Raw genomic sequence first — 19530 nt, forward strand, 5'->3', positions numbered from 1 at the left:
TAATTAATTCTGAATTATTCTTCAATTATTACTAAAAATTTACTAAATCGCAGACACTTATAAGAACTTGTAATAACTCAATTATATCGGGAGATTCATTGAGATTTAATAATGGCATTAATTGATAAATGGGCTATTCTTCACGTCTCCAATATACAAATTGATAACCTAGTCCGTTAGTTACTAAACCCCAAACATATGGTTGTTAGTTTCAACTTATAAAAATATAAGTGAGTAATTGAGGTAAAGCCTTACTCACTTTGAGCGCACTATTTTTTGCTTCGATTACTAAAATCAAAAAAGTTGATGTAGCATTAGTTTGAGGATTGTTGATTACTAAAATACCCGTCCGTCCAGTAATTTTTTTGTCTTCATCTTCGAGTGTGATCGCAACGCTATCTTCCTTTGTTAACCGAATCAGCAGATTATAAAACCCAGCTAACCATATTGATGGCGCAATTGTTATCCTAAACTGTTGTTATTTATGACATATAAACAAGAAATCATCAATTTTTATAATGCAAGGACGAATTATGACAATGATGCTACTCTCAATCGTGCAATTGCACTTTTTGACTATGCAACTCCATGTCCTGGGCAATCCGTTTTAGATGTTGCAACGGGAACGGGAAATATTGCGCTCGAAGCCGCTCAGAAAGTTGGCACAAGTGGTTCTGTGATTGGAATTGATATCGCAACAGAACTACTTAAGATTGCTCAACAGAAAATTCAAGCCAAAAACTTATCCAATGTTGAGCTAATTGAAGTCGATGTACAAGCATATCAGCCTGAACTAGATAAGTTTGACGCTATCTATTGTTCTTACGCGATCGTGCTTTTTCCCAATATTCCTAAGATTATCGAAAATTGGTATAGTTTTCTCAAGTTCGGTGGATTCATCGCATTTACCTGCTCGTCTGAAGATTCATATTCAGCATTGTTGATCGTAGAAGCCTGTGCAAAACATGGAATCACACTTCCAAATCTGCACGAACCATTGGGAACAACAGAGCGAATTCAACACKTATTAACTCAAGCCAAATTTAAGCAAATTGAAATTTATCCTCGACAGATGGGGACTTATCTAAGCTTAGAAAAAGCACAAAGCAGATGGAATGGGCAATTTTGGCTGCATATCGATAATCCCTTACGGCAATTAAAACCGGAAAAAATTCGCCAGATTAAAGCTAGTTATGATGATGAGATTGCTGCACTAGAAACTGAGCAGGGTGTATGGCATGAAGAGTTAATTTACTACGTTGTAGCTCGTAAAGCATAAGCATCTAAATAGGGACGATAGCATCGGTAAATTAATCCCAACTGAGGTTAGTTTTAGCAATCGGGGGTGGGGAGTCGTGGAAATGAGGGAGACGCACAGACGCAAAGAATGAGTAATAACTCGGCAATTTCCATCCAGCTTAATGAAAATCTAAATACAGTACAGCATAACTGGGCTAAGAATAGTTTTTAGTAACAATAGCGATCGCCCTGATAAACTATGTCTCAACCAACCATAGAATCAATCTTACAAGAGAATCGCCTTTTCCATCCTAGTTCGGAATTCTCACAAAACGCCCATATCAAGAGTCTGGAAGACTATCAGCAGCTTTACGAGCAAGCTAAAGCCGATCCGCAGCAATTTTGGGCAGATTTGGCGACAAAAGAATTATCATGGTTCCAAAAATGGGATACAGTCTTAGATTGGCAACCGCCTTTTGCCAAGTGGTTCGTTGGCGGTAAGATTAATATTTCTTACAACTGTCTTGACAGACACCTGACGACTTGGCGCAAAAATAAAGCAGCACTGATTTGGGAAGGTGAACCAGGAGACTCGCGTACCCTTACCTATGCCCAACTGCACCGGGAAGTTTGCCAGTTTGCCAATGTATTGAAGAAATTAGGCGTACAAAAAGGCGATCGCGTTGGTATTTATATGCCAATGATTCCGGAAGCTGCCATCGCTATGTTAGCCTGTGCGAGAATTGGCGCACCGCATAGCGTGGTATTTGGTGGTTTTAGTGCCGAAGCTTTGCGCGATCGCTTGATTGATGCTAAAGCTAAGTTAGTAATCACGGCTGATGGTGGCTGGCGCAAAGATGCGATCGTTCCCCTCAAAGAACAGGTAGATAAAGCCTTAGCTGATGGTGCTGTTCCTAGTGTAGAAAATGTCTTGGTTGTCAAGCGCACCGGACAAGAAACTTATATGCAATTGGGGGGACGCGACCATTGGTGGCATGAGTTACAAAAAGATGCATCTGCTGATTGTCCTGCCGAACCAATGGACAGCGAAGATATGCTGTTTGTCCTCTACACTTCTGGCAGTACGGGCAAACCGAAGGGTGTAGTGCATACAACTGCTGGTTATAATTTGTATACCCACATAACCACCAAGTGGATCTTCGACCTGCAAGACACAGATGTATATTGGTGTACCGCAGATGTAGGCTGGATTACGGGACACAGCTACATTGTTTACGGTCCCCTTTCCAACGGTGCAACAACGATTATGTATGAAGGTGCGCCGCGTGCTTCTAATCCTGGCTGTTTCTGGGATGTGATTGAAAAATATGGCGTCAATATTTTTTATACTGCACCTACGGCAATCCGAGCATTTATTAAAATGGGCGAACAACATCCCAAGGCGCGAAACTTATCTTCGTTGCGATTGTTGGGAACCGTCGGCGAACCGATTAACCCAGAAGCTTGGATGTGGTATCACAAAGTAATTGGTGGAGGCCGCTGTCCAATCGTTGATACTTGGTGGCAAACGGAAACTGGCGGTATCATGATTACACCACTACCAGGAGCAATTCCCACAAAACCCGGTTCTGCAACGCTTCCCTTCCCTGGAATTCTTGCAGACATCGTGGATTTAGAAGGAAATTCCCTACCCAACAAAGAAGGCGGTTATCTAGCAGTCCGCCATCCTTGGCCGGGAATGATGCGGACAGTCTACGGCGATCCAGAACGCTTTCGCCGCACCTATTGGGAACATATCCCCCCCAAAGATGGTAACTATACTTACTTTGCCGGTGATGGTGCCAGACGCGATGCAGATGGTTACTTTTGGGTAATGGGTCGCGTCGATGACGTACTCAATGTATCTGGTCATCGACTTGGTACAATGGAAGTAGAATCAGCCTTAGTCTCTCATCCAGCAGTGGCAGAAGCAGCAGTAGTGGGTAAGCCGGATGAACTCAAAGGTGAAGAAGTAGTTGCTTTTGTGACTTTAGAAGGCACTTACCAAGAAAGTGAACAATTGAGTAAAGAACTTAAGCAACACGTTGTCAAAGAAATCGGTGCGATCGCCCGTCCTGGAGAAATTCGCTTTACCGACGCTTTGCCGAAAACGCGATCGGGTAAGATTATGCGGCGCTTATTGCGGAATCTAGCTGCGGGACAAGAAGTATCTGGTGATACTTCTACTTTAGAAGATAGAAGTGTGTTGGATAAATTGCGGCAAGGCACGTAGGAATTTTAAATTTTGGTGAAGCAGCACGGTCTTCCCTAAGGAGAGACGCCCTGCGTATGGGTAATGGGTAATGGGTAATGGGTAAATTTTCAATTCCCAATTCGCTTTTTCCCAATTCCTTATTAGCTATTACCAATTCCCATTTACCTTTTTCCCAATTACCTATTACCCATTACCAATTACCAAAAAGACCAACCATATTGTAAGTAATTAGCCGAACTTGATATGAGTTATTTTTGCCATAAAACAGCACTAAACTCAAGGTTGAGAACTGAAGTAACTGAAAAAATCGATTTAGGTAGGTAGTAAAGTTATGGCAAATATCATTGGAACTTACAGCGGTGATGATACCCTACTGGGTAGTAACAGTGGCGACACGATTAATGGTCTCTCAGGCAACGACACCATCACAGGTGGAGGCGGCAATGATAAATTTGTTTACAACTTGGGCAGCGGCATTGATACCATCACCGATTTTGGTGGCATTGGTAAAGGAATAAACCCAACATCAGCAGTCATTGCCCAAGTGGATACTATAAAGTTTCAAGGCGATGGATTAATTGCCAAAAACCTGCTGCTGACCCAGGATGGCAACAATCTGAAAATCCTTTTTGAAGGCGTAGATGACGAAGTCATACTGCAAAACTTTGCCCTGGAAAACCTAGATAACCTAAGTTTATCTACAGGAGCCACTGTAAACTCGGGCAATATTTTGTTTGATGGACAAACCAGCATCACGGACAACTTTGATATCTTCAATGCCAACTCCACCCAAAGCACTATCTTCAACAAGAATACAGTCACCTTCCTTAACGACTTGAACAACAATGTTAATGGCTTTGACAACTCAAATGATGTAATCAATGGTCAGGGGGGTGATGACATTATTGACGGCAAAACTGGCAACGACCTTTTGAGAGGTGGTGCAGGTAATGACATCCTCAATGGTGGTGCAGGTAATGACACCCTCAATGGTGGTGCGGGCAATGACACCCTCAATGGTGGTACTGGTGATGATTACTTAAATAATAACTATTCAAAAGACTCAGAAGGCGATGACCTGCTCTTTGGAGGTGATGGCAATGATTCTCTCTTCGCCTCTGGCACTGCCGACTACGACCGTTACTTTATAACAATCTCTGATTATATCTTTGACAATAATACCCTTAATGGAGGCGCTGGTGATGATGACTTATTTGCTGAAATTTCAATAGGCGATAACTTACTCTCTGGCGGTGATGGTAATGATTATCTCTCCGCTAAGATTTCAACAGGCAATAATCTGCTCTCTGGGGGCAATGGCAATGATACTCTCTCTGCGTCTAGATACTACTACTTCAGTACCTATTTTGACACCTCTGGTAGTAATACCCTCAACGGCGGTGCTGATGATGATTTCTTAGATGTTAGCTCTTCAACAGGTAATAACCTGCTTGATGGGGGAGATGGTAATGATTTCTTGAGTGCCCGCGATTCAGCAGGCAATAATCTGCTTGATGGTGGAGATGGCAATGATACTCTCTTCAGTGGTACTGGTAGTAACACCCTCAGTGGAGGGAATGGCAATGATTCTTTCACAATCTTAGCCTCCTCTTTATTAATGACTCAAACAGTAGATGGAGGAACAGGCGATGATTCGCTAGGTATCTACGTCAATGCGATCGAGGGAATCACAACGACATTCAATCCTACTACTAACGTTGGATCGATTACCGCAGGGAGGAGATTAGTTAGCTACAAAAATATTGAAGAATTAAGTATCACAGATACAGCCTATGATGACTACATTGTGGGAAGCAATGGCAATGATACACTCTACGCACTTGTTGGTGGTAACGATACCATAGATGGTGGGATAGGTGACGATTTGTTGTCCATCGATTCTCTCAATCCTACTGAGGGAATCACTTCAATTTTTAATACTACTACTAACGTTGGATCGATTACCGCAGGGACGAGATTAGTTAGCTACAAAAATATTGAACGATTAAGTATCACAGGTACAGCCTACGATGACTACATTGTGGGAAGCAATGGTAATGATACACTCGACGCGGGCAGTGGTGGTAACGATACCATAGATGGAGGCACAGGTGATGATTTGCTATCTGTCGATTTCTCTTTTAGCAATGCTACCGAGGGAATCACCTCGACATTTGACGCTACTACCAATGTTGGATTGATTACCGCAGGGACGAGATTAGTTAGCTACAAAAATATCGAACGATTGAGTATCACAGGTACAGCCTATGATGACTACATTGTGGGGAACAATGGCAATGATACACTCCACGCGTTTGGTGACAATGATACGGTTATTGGCGGTGAAGGTAATGATTATTTAAATGCTATAAATTCAAGCACTGACAACATCTTCAATGGTAACGCTGGTGATGATATTTTAGATGCTCAGTATTCATCAGGTGATAACCTACTCTCTGGGGATGAGGGTAATGATTCTCTTAGTGCGGCTGGCTACGACTCTGGGTACTTCGGCGGCGACGAACTCGGTCCAGGCTCACCATACTATTATGAAACCTCAGGCAATAACACCCTTGACGGTGGCGCTGGTAACGATTCTTTGAATGTTGACTATTCAATAGGCAATAATCTACTCTCTGGGGGTGATGGCAATGATACTCTGTTTGCCTGTGGCTACAATTTCGACGGAGTATACCAAGTTTATCGTAGGGCGTCTGGCAATAACACCCTCAACGGTGGCGCTGGTGACGATGCTTTGAATATTGACTATTCATCAGGCAAGAACCTACTTTCTGGGGGCGATGGTAATGATACTCTCTCGGCATCTAGTGCAGTAGGCAATAACACTTTTTATGGTGGTTTTGGCAATGACTACCTCACAGGTGGTTTCGGTAATGACACCCTCTATGGAGGGGATGGTGCTGATATCTTTACTTTTAATAGTTACAATCAAGGTGTAGATAATATCTATGACTTCAACGCCACTAATGAACTGATTCAAGTCTCAGCTGCTCGTTTTAGTGGCGGTTTATCAATAGGTTCACTCAAAGCAAGTCAGTTTAGTATCGGAACATCTGCAAGCACTAGTGTTCAGCGATTTATTTATAATAGCGCTACAGGCGAACTGTTCTTTGACCCTGATGGCAGTGCAGATGCATTTACTCAGGTAAAACTTGCACAACTATCAAATGGATTGTTATTAACTGAAAACAATTTTGTGGTTGTTTAATCGTGATTAACGCTCTGCCATTATTTTAAGTATGGGTTGCGAGGTGGTATTCTAAGTACATTAAATTCAATTTATCAATCCAAATCATTTTGGAAACCGATAGCCTACTTCATACAGATATAAGATATTGCTAAGCGATGGCAATATCTAAATCATAAGCAAAGTGACGCCGAATAGCCTACTAATAAATTGACCTTAAGCAATCACCACCCAACTCTGACTTGCCTGTTGGTAGGTTAGGCATTTAATAACGCACCTCAATTTATCATGATAATCAGGACATTATTAAGGCATTGAGGACAATGAAATTGAAAAAGCAACACAAATCAATATTTGTTCAACCTCTTAGCTGTATAACGCTGAGTATCATAACTACAATTGGCATATCACCATCAGTATTAGCAGTGACGGGAATTTCTCTGCATTCCCCTGAACAGGCTGCACACAAACAACAGTCAAAAATAGCACAATTTCCAAACACAGGGTCATCAGACCGAGCGCAGATTCTCCAACAAGCCAATGCGTTGTATAATCAAGGAGACTTCAAAGGTGCAGAGGAAAATTTACGCAAACTAATTAAACAATCTCCACAAGATGCCTTTGCACACTTTCAACTAGGAAATGTACTTTTTCAGCAAAAGAAATCCGAACAAGCAATTAGCGCCTATCGAGAAGCCATTCACCTCCAGTCAAAATATGCTCTAGCTTACAATGGGATTGGTATGGTTTATGCTAGTGAAAATCGCTGGGAAGAAGCTATTACTGAATATAAAAAAGCTTTAGCAATTAATCCTAATTATGCCGAAGCGCTGACGAATTTTGCCTTGGCAATGTGGCAAACAAATAAAAAAGACGAAGCGTTATCTTCTTTAGAAAAAGCTTTAAAAATTTTCCAAGAACAGAATAGAAATGAAAAAGTTAATCAAGTTCAACGAATCTTGCAAGAAATCAAAAAATCAGACGATCCTAGTGTTTCCTGAAAATTAGATGATTTAGGGAATAAAAGTTAATAACATTTTGGAAAAATTAGCTCTAATAGTGCTTTGCTAAAAATGCGATCGCTGAAGATGATTATGCGGCGATTGTCGCATAATCTGATTTTTAGATGAATGACTCTCTATAATTAATCTAACAAAATTAATGAGCCACAGCACCACCACTTGCTTTCACTTTTTTAAAGAATATAATTGCAATTCCACTCAGTAACAATGCAATCCCAATAAAGTAGAAACAATCGTTAAAAGCCATCACAAATGCTTCCCGACGGACAATATTTGATATAGATGCGATCGCCTGATTTTGTGCCGTACTCAAATCTGCTCCTTGGCTGACAAAATACTGTGTCATCTGCTCCATTCGCTGTTGAGTTGTTGGTTCATATAAAGATATTGCATCACCTAATCTATTCGAGTGTAATTGTTCTCTATTCGTTAATAAAGTTGCTAAAGAAGCAATTCCAATAGAACCGCCTAGATTCCGCATCATATTAAATAAACCGCTCGCTGAACCTGCTTCTTTCGGATTCAATCCCGCAGTGGCAATCGAACTAAGTGGTACCATAATTAGCGGTTGTCCCATTGCACGCACAAATTGTGACCAGCGTAACTGCTCTAATCCTGTTTCATTAGTCATTCCGGAATTCATAAATGCACTTACAGCAAACAATGTTACACCAACAGCCACCATTAAGCGCACATCAATACGTTGCATCAATCTTGGTATTAAAGGAATAATAAATAGTTGAGGAATCCCAGCCCACATCAATACTTCACCAATTTGCAGCGCATTGTATTTTTGAATTTGGGCCAGATAGAGCGGTAAAATATAAATTGAACCATATAATCCTACTCCTAAAGACACGTTCACAATACTGGCTAAACCAAAGTTACGCCTCAACAAGAGTCGGAGATTAATAAATGGTTGTTTACGAGTTAATTCTATAAAGAAAAATACTGCCAAAAAAATTACGGCAATTACAGTCAAGCGCACAATTAACGCTGAACCAAACCAATCTTTGCGGCTACCTTCTTCTAAAACAACTTGTAGGGAACCTAATCCAATTGCCATTGCAATAATTCCCCACCAATCACCTTGTTTTAATAAACTAATTTGTGTTGGTTCTTGTTTAATTCCATACCAAACCCCAGCTAGCATTAATGCACCTGGAATTAAATTAATATAAAAGTTGTATTCCCAACCAAAATTTTCAGTTAACCAACCTCCTATTGTTGGGCCAATTGATGGGGCAAAAACTGCACTAAAACCAAATGCTGCCAGCCCTATTGATTGTTTGGACTGCGGTAAAGTCGTTAAGACAATTGTCATCGCGCTAGGAATTAATACTCCACCGCTAAAACCTTGTAAAGCGCGGAATAAAATCATGGAATTTAAATCCCAAGCCCAAGCACAACATATAGAAAATAAAATAAATAATAGAGTATTTACTAATAGATAACGTTGCAGAGAAAAGACTCTGGATAACCATCCTGTTAAAGGAATGACTACAATTTCGGCAACCAAATAGGCGGTAGAAATCCAAGAACCTTCTTCTAGAGTTGCGCCTAAACTTGCTTGAATATCTTGCAGGGAAGCATTAGTTATTTGAATATCTAATACCGCCATAAACGCACCAAGCATACTCGCTAATACACCAATCCAGGTTCTTAGCGGTACACGATCTGGTGGTACAGCAGGGTTGTGCCCCTGCTGACGCATTACACCTGTATTAGCCATAGTCTTGTTTCACTTCTCAGATGAAGTAGTAAATAATTTGATGATTAAATCTTATACTCATCTGGAATTTTTTCGTCATTAGTCATTTTTTCTTCAACTAATGACTAATGACCAATGACCAATAACTAATAACCTACTTAACTTCCACTGCAATTTCGGCAGACATCCCCGGTGTAATCCGCGATTCATATCCTTGAATACTCTTTTGGTCAAAAACTATTTTGACTGGGATGCGCTGTACAATTTTGGTAAAGTTACCTGTAGCGTTATCTGGTGGCAATAAGGCAAATTGAGCGCCGGAAGCTGGCGAAATACTATCAACATGACCAGTAAAGCTGTGATGAGGGAAACTATCGAGTTTAATTTCTACTGGTTCTCCTGAGCGCATCTTTTCTAATTGGGTTTCTTTGAAGTTCGCAATTACCCAATACTCGTTATCCACTACCGCCATTAACGGTGTTCCTACTGCAACTCGGTTACCAACTTCCACGTTTTTCCTGCCTATTCGTCCAGCACTAGGAGCGGTAACATTAACATAAGATAGTTGCAACTGAGCGTCTTTGAGAGATGCTTCTGATTGAGTGATCGCTGCTTTTGCTGCTTCGTATTGACTGCGTTTTGCTGTTGTGTCTTGACCACCAGCTGTTGCTTGTTGCAATCCTCCTTTAGATGCAGCCAACTTCGCTTGGGCGCTGACTACATTTTGTTGAGCTTGTGCTAGTTGAGACTGGGCTTTGGCGACACCAACTTTGGCAGATGCTAATCTGGCTTGGGCTTGTTCTACTCCCTGAACAGCAGCATTTTTCTGTGCTACAGCTACATCATAGGCAGCTTTGGCTGTGTCTAACTGCTGACGAGCGATCGCACCCGATTTATACAATTCGTTGTAACGATTGTAATCTGCTTGGGCTTTTTCCAAGTTGGCATTTGCTTGGGCTACTTGAGCTTGGGCGGCGGGAATTCCTGCTTGGGCTAATTTAACTTCCGCTTGTGCTGCTGGTATTCCGGCTTGCGCTTCTTGGACTGCTGCTTGAGCCGTGGAAATTGATGCTACAGCATTGCTAACATCCCCCTGCGCCTGAGTTGTCTTACCAGTAGTGGTTTGTGAAGCTAAAGCAATATTCGCTTGGGCGGCTTGCGCCTGACCACGCGCATTTTCTAATGCTGCTTGTGCTTGTTGTACTTTACTTTGATAATCGCGTGGATCTAACTTCACTAACAACTGTCCTGGTTGCACCAGTTGATTATCATTCACAAGCACTTCAGTCACAGTTCCAGGAATACGGCTACTAATTTGGTGAATGTTTCCCTCAACAGTGGCGTTATCTGTTTGTTGGTGGGTAGAGGAATATTGCCAGTAGTGATAACCAAAACTACCTGCGGCGATCGCACCTACCCCTAACCCTGCCAAAATCAAACCAATCGGTTTTTTACGCTTCGGTGAAACTTGTTTCTCTGTTTCAGGAGTTACAACAGGAACTTCTGGTGTTTCTACAGCTTCTGGTGTCTCTACAGCTTCTAAAGTTTTTAAATCGGTAATCAGTTCTTTGTCTAGAACTGGAGTTTTGTTTTCCTTACGTCCGTTTAATGTTGTAGCGCCCATCTTTTCAACTTCCTTGCAGAATGATTTGATTAAATCTCGTTTATTTAGAATACGTATTATTTATCTACTAGATTTATTTCGTCTTTTATTTAGTATGCGTACTATAATCTCACAAGAAATCTTAACGTTGCTTCACCCGATTGGGTGATTGTCGGACAATCTTAAGAGAGATTAGCGATCGCCCTATTCAAGATTTGGGAAAACAGTTCCCGGTCAGCAAAAGAAATACCGTCCATCGCTTCATCACGCACTGCTGCGGCGATTGGCGGTAAAACAGTCTCTAATTCCTTACCTGCATCGGTTAGCCAGATTCGCCAGATGCGGCGGTCGTGAGTATCCCGTTCTCGACGCACCAAGCCGCGTTCTTCCATCCGGTCTAATACCCCAGTTAAAGTACCGCCCACTTGTTTGAGTTTGTCCCCAATACTAGAGGTAGGTAAACCATCTTCTTGCCACAGACAGCACAATACCAACCAGTGAAATGGCGTCAATCCAAACGGTTCTAGTCTGTCAGTAAACCTGCGTGCAACTAGTTGCGAGAGTAATTTGATTCTGTAGCCCATATTGTATGGTGCCAGATTTTGCTGCCACGATTCTAAAGGTGGGGATTGATTAGATGTGTAAACCATTTGGCAGAATAGTTCGTATACGTAATATTTATATGCTATCTAAATTCTGGTATTTTGACAATAGCTGCTTTTAATCCTGGTTATAGAGAATAGCGTATGGAACATAGAGGATGGAGTATTGGTAATTAGTTTTTAACTAAGGACTAATGACAAAACTTAAGGAAGTACCTGAATAAACTGGTACTCTTTGACAGTACCAAGAATACGGTGAGGTCTAGATAATTTAGGCGATTGCTCTTTATAAATCCAAGCATAGCTAAAAGCTGGTACTTGGGAAATAGAGTCTACTGGTTTATCGTCAGTAGCAATATAGAAATCGAGCAATACTTGGACTTTATCATCTATTTGCACAAAGTATATCGGATTAGTTCTCAAAATAGAAGCGATCGCACTTTCTTGGAGAAAAACTCTTAAACCAGGATTATAGTCACTTAACAAACCTGTGCTACCCATCGCCGCTAAAGCTAGCCAACAGGGAATTAACCACCCTGCAATCCAGTAACGAGTTCTAAGATTTTTACCAAAATGATAACGACCAATCCACACTATAGGTAAAATTAACCAACCCAATCCCATAGCTAAACCAACAGTTGCATACTTACGAATATCGGAACCACCCCAGCCAAGAATCACAATACTGGCGATGATAAGTATAATACCAAATCCGCCAAAGCCATAACTGAGATTTCGCACAATATTCTGCTTGCTAAAAAATTTTAATCGATTTTTTTTACCTTTTTGCAGAGTAAGTTTTAAGGTAATTTCTGACTTGTAAATTTTGCCTAGCCAGTTTAATCCCACAGATGCAAACAAAGCAACAAAAGGATAAAGGCAAAGACTATAGTGAGAAAAACGAGTTGTAAAAATACTAATTTCAATAAATAAAACTAGTGGAAACCCAACTAATAACAAACGATAGCGAAAGGGACGACGGATAGCCAAAAACAGTCCGAGAATTCCGAAAAAACCCCAAGGAAATGATTTTAAGGAAATATTCCATACATAGAATAGCAAATTAGTATGATAATGGTCATCAGTACTTTGATGTACAACAAACTTGTACAACTCTTCAAAGCTTTGATTGCCATAATGTAACCAACTCAGCCATAGCCAAAGTAAACTAGGAATTAAGCCGACGAAAAACCCTAAATATAAGACTGGGTTAGTCAGATAACGATGACGGCGATAATCCCAAATTAAATAAGGCAATAAAGCTATGATTGGGATAAAAATCATAAAGCTTCTGACTAAGAAGCCTAAACCTAAACTTAAACCAGCAATAAAACTCCAAAAGTARCGATGTATAGGATTTAATTCTGCTTTGAGAAAAGCTAAAATAGCTAAAAGTACCAATAAAACTAAAGGYACATCAGGTGTACTTAAACGACAATATTGTAGCCAGAGGAATTCTACACTTAAAATTGCAGCAGCTAACCAAGCTAATTTTTTACCTAAGATAATTTTCCCAATTTCATATACAAGCCAAATGGAGAAAATCCCTGCGATTGTGCTAGGAAGACGCGCAGTAATATCATTGACACCAAACAACTTGTAGAAACTAGCAATTAACCAATAAGGGCCAGGAGTCTTGTGATGTGCCTTTGGCCAAGGTGCTATCCAATTACCAGAATCAAACATCAGACGCGCCCGTGAAGCATAAAGTGCTTCATCATGTGCCATTAGGCTATTGTCGCCAGAAGTAAATATTAATAAAGGTAGTATCCAAACTAACAAACTTAAATAGGGTAATGATCCTAACAACCGGATTTTTCGCCAAATATACTGTAAAACATGTAATTTATAAAACATCAATATTTATAAGCAATGAATGCTGCAATGTGGACTCGTTGATGGTAGTTTTCTGAGTTGGTAAAGTACACAAAGTAATACCAATTCAAAATTCAAAATTAAGAATCCAGGCAGGACAAGGTTTTAGAGATATGTATCTGTCGCATTCTTTTTTCAAATTGGTATAAACTTGTTTTATTTTTGAATTCGCCAATTCTGCCCTATATAGTAGTCTGGTTTGATTTCTAAAAAATCTAAATATATGTAAGGTGTGTTATGGCATAGCCTAATGTACCAAAACATTTAGTTGGTGCCATACCCTCAGCAGTAACGGGCCTACGATTTTAAAAATCAAACATAAGTCGTATATGTCTTACTTTTTATTAAAATATGTTACATAGGCTTGTTTAAAAATACCTGAAACTGCCGCAATTTTGCAAAAAAGTTATCGATACGAGGATTTATGCAGCTAAGACCGAATCAACGTCTAAAGTTAGATGACACAGACGATAAACTATTCTACGCCGATCCTCGCTTCGTCACTCATGTTGATGAAGGATTTATTCAACAGCTAACGGATTTATATCGCGATCGCCTCAAACCCAACACCCGCATCTTTGATATGATGAGCAGCTGGGTGTCTCATCTCCCAGAAGAGATACAATTTTCTCATGTCGAGGGACACGGACTCAACGCCGAAGAACTAGCACGTAATCCCCGATTAAATCATTACTTCGTCCAAAATATCAACGAAAATCCGCAGTTACCCTTGCAAAATGAAGATTTTGATGCCGTTCTCAACTGCGTATCTGTGCAATATCTGCAATATCCAGAAGCAGCATTTTCCGAAATTCACCGCATCCTCAAACCTGGTGGTGTTGCAATCGTCAGTTTTTCTAACCGGATGTTCTTTCAAAAAGCAATTCAAGCTTGGCGAGAAGCTTCAGAGGCAGAGCGAGTCGAATTAGTCAAGGGCTACTTTGCCTCAGTCCCCGGATTTACCACTCCAGAAGTTATCGTTCATAAATCAACATTAGGGAATATTTTCCAGTGGTTAGGCGCACCTGGAGGAGATCCGTTTTATGCTGTTATCGCTTATCGTGACAACAGTATTTAGAGTGCAAAAATTTTACACTTGGCTAAGTCCTGTATACAACCTACGCAATAATTATCAAAAAGTAAATTTTCTGGGTCAAAATTACTAGCAGCGCAGATAATTGCGTGAAAGCTCAAGTATCAGGAGATGCCAAGAATGATTTTACATGGTGGGCGTAAAGTTTTAGCAGCGTTATTGCTCTCAGTATTATTACTAGCAACATCTTGTAGTGCAAAAACCCCAGGACGTTTCGACCAGGCGCAACAAGATAGCAGTCGGCAAAAAAGCGGTCAGGCTGTGGTTAAGACTGCAACTCAAGGTAGCGAATTTAACAAATTTTTCCCAGAGGCTAGTAATGGCTACCAACGCGTCTATACCCAAGAAAAAAAAGGTTTTGCTGAAGCCAAGTTGAAGAAAGGCGGTAAAGATATAGCTATGTTATCTATTTCCGATACCAGCAGTACACCAGCTACAGCAGCAAAGTTCTCGAAAAGCACTAAAAAAATTGGCGGTTATCCCGCAGTAGAAATAGGTAACACGCAAACTGCAATTTTAGTAGGTAAGTACCAAGTAAAAGTACTTTCCCGCGATCCGTCATTTACAGCTAGCGATCGCGCAGCTTGGCTACAAAAATTTAATCTCAATGGTTTAGCTAAACTCAAATGAGCCAGATTGGTGACATCAGTATAACAAACCTTAGAATCAGGAGATTTTTGTGAGTAAATCAATTTTTGAGTTGGTCGATCAATTGCCAACTAGAGGGTTAACTATTTCTCTGTTAAACTCCCTCGATTTTGTTGCTCCTGGCCAGTGGCAAAATACCGTCGGCTTTGTCAACACTATTAAGACAGTCACTCTCGAAACCGACGAAGATTTAATTCAGCAAATTGGCGAACGAGCCATTTATTTATTCAACGACAAATCCCAAGGATATCAAACAGCTTTGTGGCTATATCAAACCGTTGATAATACAGATAAAGCCCTTGGTGCAGCTGCTTTAGCTAATAAAGTCGGTGAAAAAATTCCTTTATTGGGTTTTTTAAACTCTGTTACTCCCAAACCTGACAAAGCCCAAACCATCGATTTGACATTGAAATTAGTCGCTGAATTGGTAGCTTTCTGCCAAATCAACGGTATTCCCGGAGACAGTATTGGAGATTTTGTTGGTGCTTTGGGAGAATATAGCGGTGAGTCACTCATCCGCATGGTGGCGTTAGTTTGTGTTGATGGTTTGATACCTCTAGGCCCAGACTTCATCAGCAAAGCGATATCCGGGCTAAATCAGACAAATCCGCAAGAATTAGAACAAAACTCAACTTTTAAAAACATCAAAGATGTGATTCCGGGTAATAATGCTGGCAGTAAACTTAACTTTATTGGCGAAAGCTTTGACTCAGTTAAAGGTTGGATGAGTGGGCTAGTCAACGCCAATAATTTAACGCCACAAAAAGTTGTCCACAACTTGCAAAATTTTGTGGAAATTGCTGATGACAAGTTAGACTACCTGGCCGCGTTCTTGGATGTATCAACCAATTATTATGAACACACAGGTACGCAAACTTTGGCACGTCGCTTAATTGAACGGGCGGTGGCTGAGATTTAAGTTGGTGGGGGACTGGGTAGAGAGAAAACTCTTCTCTAATCCACAGTCCCCAATTTCTATTGCCGTAAACGTAAATCTGCGGCGATCGCATCTAAATAAGGTTGAAAAATAGCCAAATTTTCCAGCTTCTCAAACTTACCTGTTTGCGTAGCTGGATCGAAGGCAGTCGTAATTACATAAAGTTTAGTACCGTCAAAGACAACATGACCGATATGTTGCTCTTGGACTTCACCTTGCTGCTTAAGTCCGGCGAACCCATAGCGGATTCCTTGAAGCTTACCAATTGCTACTGGTTGCGCTGGGTAGGGTGAAAAAGTAATTTCTTTTGTATATTTACCCTGACGGTCTTTGGCAAAAGTAGCATAGTTGTCTGTAACCCAAGCCTTGAGTGCTGTCAAAACTTGAGTTTGATATTTAGAATTTCGGTAATCAACTTGAGAATTAGTTGGAATACCCGCAGCTATAAGTTTATTTTGAAAATCTGGAATCTTTTCTAGTGGGTAAACGTTAATTTCAACTGTACCCAAAACTTTTCCTTTGGACGAGACACACAACAAGGATGCATTGCCATTACAAGCAGCAACTTGCCAGTTAGTTGGAGCAGGTGTATTTCCGAGAATTTTTTCCCAAATATTTCCCTCGGCAGGGTTGAGATGTTTTGCCACGGTGGGAGGATTTGGCACTTTAGTTGCAGAAAATTGCGGCAAAAGAAATTTTGCTCCTACCGGAATTAACACCAGTAAAACAGAACCGAATAGTAAATGATAAAGTCTTAGCATTTTTGTGAAAATCTCAAGCTAAGGATTGCAGACCAATGAAATAATTCGTAATTAATTTAGATACATTTAGGTTCTATAGTTCACAATCCATTGAGCGAAAAAACAATTTCTATTTTTGATTTTAAGCCTCCAGTTTTACCTATAGCCGAATAATTAGGAATTACCGCGATCGCATATACAATACTTTATAGGTATATAAGAAGATAAATTTATAGCTGTACTCGTATAGGTTCTGACAATCTTGGCTACTCAAAGGTCTCAAACAACTGGGTTTATACTCACCACGGGCTAAACGCCCTGCTACTGTTAACAGCACTTTGCTATACAATGCAACAAGTTGTGCAAAAGTCTTTGTTGAAAACGCCCCACCCGCTACGAACGAAACACATTCTTTCCCCACTCCTCACTTTTTGTGTTTCTTAAGAACATTTAAAGCTATCGCTAGCTCAAGACATTACTAATAGCGTGTAATAGTTCATGGAAAGTGTAGGGTTTACGCAAGAATACATTGATGCCAATCTCAGTAACTTCTGCAAACTCGCTGTTTGATGTCATGCCACTGATGCCAATGACCTTAACTTCTGTATCCATTTGTTTCAGGATGCGGATAGTAGTTAACCCATCCATTGATGGCATCATCATATCCATCAACACTAGGCTAATTGTATTTTTGTGTTCTGCGTACAATGAGATTGCCTCAATACCATTACTAGCTGTCAAAGTTTTGTAGTTATGGTCTTCTAGCGAAGTTTTAGTAATTTCCAAGATTGCAGTTTCATCATCTACGATCAGAATTAACTCTTCTTTACCATTGAGCAATTCCAATCTCTGTGCTTGCTGCGTTGTTCTTTCTTTGATAGCTGGTAAATAAATCTGAAATTGAGTACCCTTGCCTACCTCGCTCTGGACATTTACAAAACCACCATGTCTTTCTACAATGCCAATCACAGTAGGTAAACCTAGTCCTGTACCTTTGCCTAATTCCTTAGTTGTAAAAAAAGGTTCAAAGATTCGATCTAAAATCAGCGGTGGAATCCCAAATCCTGTATCTTTTATAGTTATAACTACGTATGAGCCTACGTGAGCATCCAAATTCATTTTGGCAAAGTTTTCATCAACGAAGAGATTTTCTGCACAAATAAAGAGTGTGCCGCCCTTGGGCATTGCATCACGAGCATTAACGCACAGGTTCATTAATACCTGATGTATTTGAGTATGATCTGCCAAGATTGTCCAAAGGTTTTCTTTGGGTAAATTTTTGCTAACTTTGATCGATTTAGGAAAGGTACTATTAATTATTTGTTCAATTTCTGACAGCAGATATTCAATTTGTAAACAAACGCTCCTGCCTTCAAATCCTCCGCGTGCAAACGTCAGAATTTGCTTGACCAAATCGGCTGCACGTTTAGAGTTATCTTCCAGAAGCTTCAGTAGTTGCTGATTACGTGCATCAAGATTAGGAAGTTTGAGCGCCAACATTTGAGATGAACACATTATCGGCGTCAAGATATTGTTGAGGTCGTGGGCAATACCACTAGCCAGGGTGCCGAGGCTCTCCAAGCGCTGGGCACGGAGAAATTGAGCTTGGAGTTGTTTTTTCTCAGTAATATCGGTGTCAACAGTAAGGATAGATTTTGGATCTTGCGCTTGGTCGCGCATAAGCGTCCATCGGCTTTCTGTAATAATTTCTTTACCAGATTTTGTAACTTTACGTAACTCTCCGTGCCATGAGCCAGACTCAATCACATTTTGGAGAGCTACTTTGAGTTGTGGTGAAGTTTCTTTATATAAAAGCTTCTCGAGATTTTCACCCATAACTTCGTGAGCTTGCCAACCGTACAGACGCTCTGCACCTTTATTCCAGAATAAGATTTGGAATTGGAAATCTTGAACTAATATCGCGTCGGTAGCAATATCAAGTAAAGCTGCTTGTTCAGAGATTTTTTGTTCCGCCTGCTTGCGCTCTGTGACATCTCTTGCTACCCCTTGAGTCTCAATTACCTGCCCGCAGTCATCTGTAATTGCGGTAGCATTCCATTGAAACCAGCGAATACCTTTAATGGTCAACGTGCGTTGCTCATAAACCTTCAAGGAATACGGTGGAAATGCTAAACTTGCCATGTTTTCCAGCGATTGATGTAAATCATCTGGATGAAAAAAATTAAATATCGACTGCCCGAGCAATTCATCCAACTCCGAGCCGAATGTTTGGCACGCAACTGCGTTAGCAAAAGTCAGTCTTCCTTGCAAATCAGTCCGAACAATCACGTCAGTTTGACTCTCAACCAGCTGGCGATAGAGCTTCTCACTTTGCTGTAATGCTTCTTCAATACGTTGGCGTTCACGTAGCGCAGCTTGCCGCTCACGAATTTCCTCTTGCAAAAGTGCATTCGCACGGGAAAGCTCAGCGGTGCGTTCTTCAACTCGTATTTCTAAATCTTCTTGAGCTTGACGTAGCAACTTATCTATCTGTCGATGTTGCATAACATCATTTTATAATTGTTGGTTTTACTTAATACGGGTGGTCTACTTTTCTACCGATTGCTGTAATCACACCAGACAATTGTAAATGATTAGACAGGAGTAGAAAAGTTATCTTAGTCAAGATTAAGAACG

The 19530-nt window shown here is 40.6% G+C and carries 13 protein-coding genes; 7 read left to right on the forward strand and 6 right to left on the reverse strand.

All coding sequences use genetic code 11. The features are described 5' to 3' along the window. Positions 1-484: 484 nt before the first annotated feature. The 4 genes from FCR06_RS13140 (at position 485) to FCR06_RS13155 (ending at position 7663) form a co-directional block, all read left to right on the forward strand. Positions 485-1279 (forward strand): class I SAM-dependent methyltransferase, encoded by a 795-nt coding sequence (locus FCR06_RS13140; protein WP_138500279.1) that lies wholly within the window; start codon positions 485-487, stop codon positions 1277-1279. Positions 1280-1498: 219 nt separating this feature from the next. Further along, positions 1499-3472, forward strand: a complete 1974-nt coding sequence (gene acs, locus FCR06_RS13145) for an acetate--CoA ligase (protein ID WP_138500281.1) — start codon at positions 1499-1501, stop codon at positions 3470-3472. Positions 3473-3785: 313 nt separating this feature from the next. Then, positions 3786-6683, forward strand: coding sequence for a beta strand repeat-containing protein (locus tag FCR06_RS13150; RefSeq protein ID WP_138500283.1), 2898 nt, complete (start codon positions 3786-3788; stop codon positions 6681-6683). A gap of 302 nt (positions 6684-6985) precedes the next feature. Then, complete coding sequence (locus tag FCR06_RS13155) at positions 6986-7663, forward strand: tetratricopeptide repeat protein (RefSeq protein ID WP_138500285.1); 678 nt, start codon at positions 6986-6988, stop codon at positions 7661-7663. 157 nt (positions 7664-7820) lie between these two features. Here FCR06_RS13155 and FCR06_RS13160 read toward each other — a convergent pair whose 3' ends face one another. The 4 genes from FCR06_RS13160 to FCR06_RS13175 form a co-directional block, all read right to left on the reverse strand. After that, positions 7821-9416, reverse strand: coding sequence for a DHA2 family efflux MFS transporter permease subunit (locus tag FCR06_RS13160; RefSeq protein ID WP_138500287.1), 1596 nt, complete (start codon positions 9414-9416; stop codon positions 7821-7823). A gap of 133 nt (positions 9417-9549) precedes the next feature. Then, positions 9550-11019, reverse strand: a complete 1470-nt coding sequence (locus tag FCR06_RS13165) for an HlyD family secretion protein (RefSeq protein ID WP_138500289.1) — start codon at positions 11017-11019, stop codon at positions 9550-9552. A 161-nt stretch (positions 11020-11180) separates the two neighbouring features. Beyond that, positions 11181-11648, reverse strand: a complete 468-nt coding sequence (locus FCR06_RS13170) for a MarR family winged helix-turn-helix transcriptional regulator (protein ID WP_138500291.1) — start codon at positions 11646-11648, stop codon at positions 11181-11183. Positions 11649-11804: 156 nt separating this feature from the next. After that, the gene (locus FCR06_RS13175) at positions 11805-13457 is read right to left on the reverse strand and encodes an ArnT family glycosyltransferase (protein ID WP_138500293.1); all 1653 of its coding nucleotides are present in this window, start codon (positions 13455-13457) and stop codon (positions 11805-11807) included. A gap of 442 nt (positions 13458-13899) precedes the next feature. On the opposite strand from FCR06_RS13175, the gene FCR06_RS13180 reads away from it, so the two are divergent. The 3 genes from FCR06_RS13180 (at position 13900) to FCR06_RS13190 (ending at position 16135) form a co-directional block, all read left to right on the forward strand. Beyond that, positions 13900-14553, forward strand: a complete 654-nt coding sequence (locus FCR06_RS13180; protein WP_138500294.1) for a class I SAM-dependent methyltransferase — start codon at positions 13900-13902, stop codon at positions 14551-14553. Positions 14554-14688: 135 nt separating this feature from the next. Beyond that, complete coding sequence (locus FCR06_RS13185; RefSeq protein WP_138500297.1) at positions 14689-15198, forward strand: hypothetical protein; 510 nt, start codon at positions 14689-14691, stop codon at positions 15196-15198. Between the two features lie 49 nt (positions 15199-15247). Beyond that, positions 15248-16135 carry a hypothetical protein gene (locus FCR06_RS13190; protein WP_138500299.1) on the forward strand — a complete coding sequence of 296 codons (888 nt, stop codon included), beginning with the start codon at positions 15248-15250 and terminating at the stop codon, positions 16133-16135. A gap of 56 nt (positions 16136-16191) precedes the next feature. On the opposite strand, the gene FCR06_RS13195 is transcribed toward FCR06_RS13190, so the two are convergent. Beyond that, the gene (locus tag FCR06_RS13195; protein WP_138500301.1) at positions 16192-16914 is read right to left on the reverse strand and encodes a hypothetical protein; all 723 of its coding nucleotides are present in this window, start codon (positions 16912-16914) and stop codon (positions 16192-16194) included. A gap of 441 nt (positions 16915-17355) precedes the next feature. Then, positions 17356-19398 carry a PAS domain-containing sensor histidine kinase gene (locus tag FCR06_RS13200; protein WP_138500303.1) on the reverse strand — a complete coding sequence of 681 codons (2043 nt, stop codon included), beginning with the start codon at positions 19396-19398 and terminating at the stop codon, positions 17356-17358. Between the last annotated feature and the right edge of the window lie 132 nt (positions 19399-19530).

Source organism: Nostoc sp. PA-18-2419, assembly GCF_005869855.1.
Lineage (GTDB): Bacteria > Cyanobacteriota > Cyanobacteriia > Cyanobacteriales > Nostocaceae > Nostoc.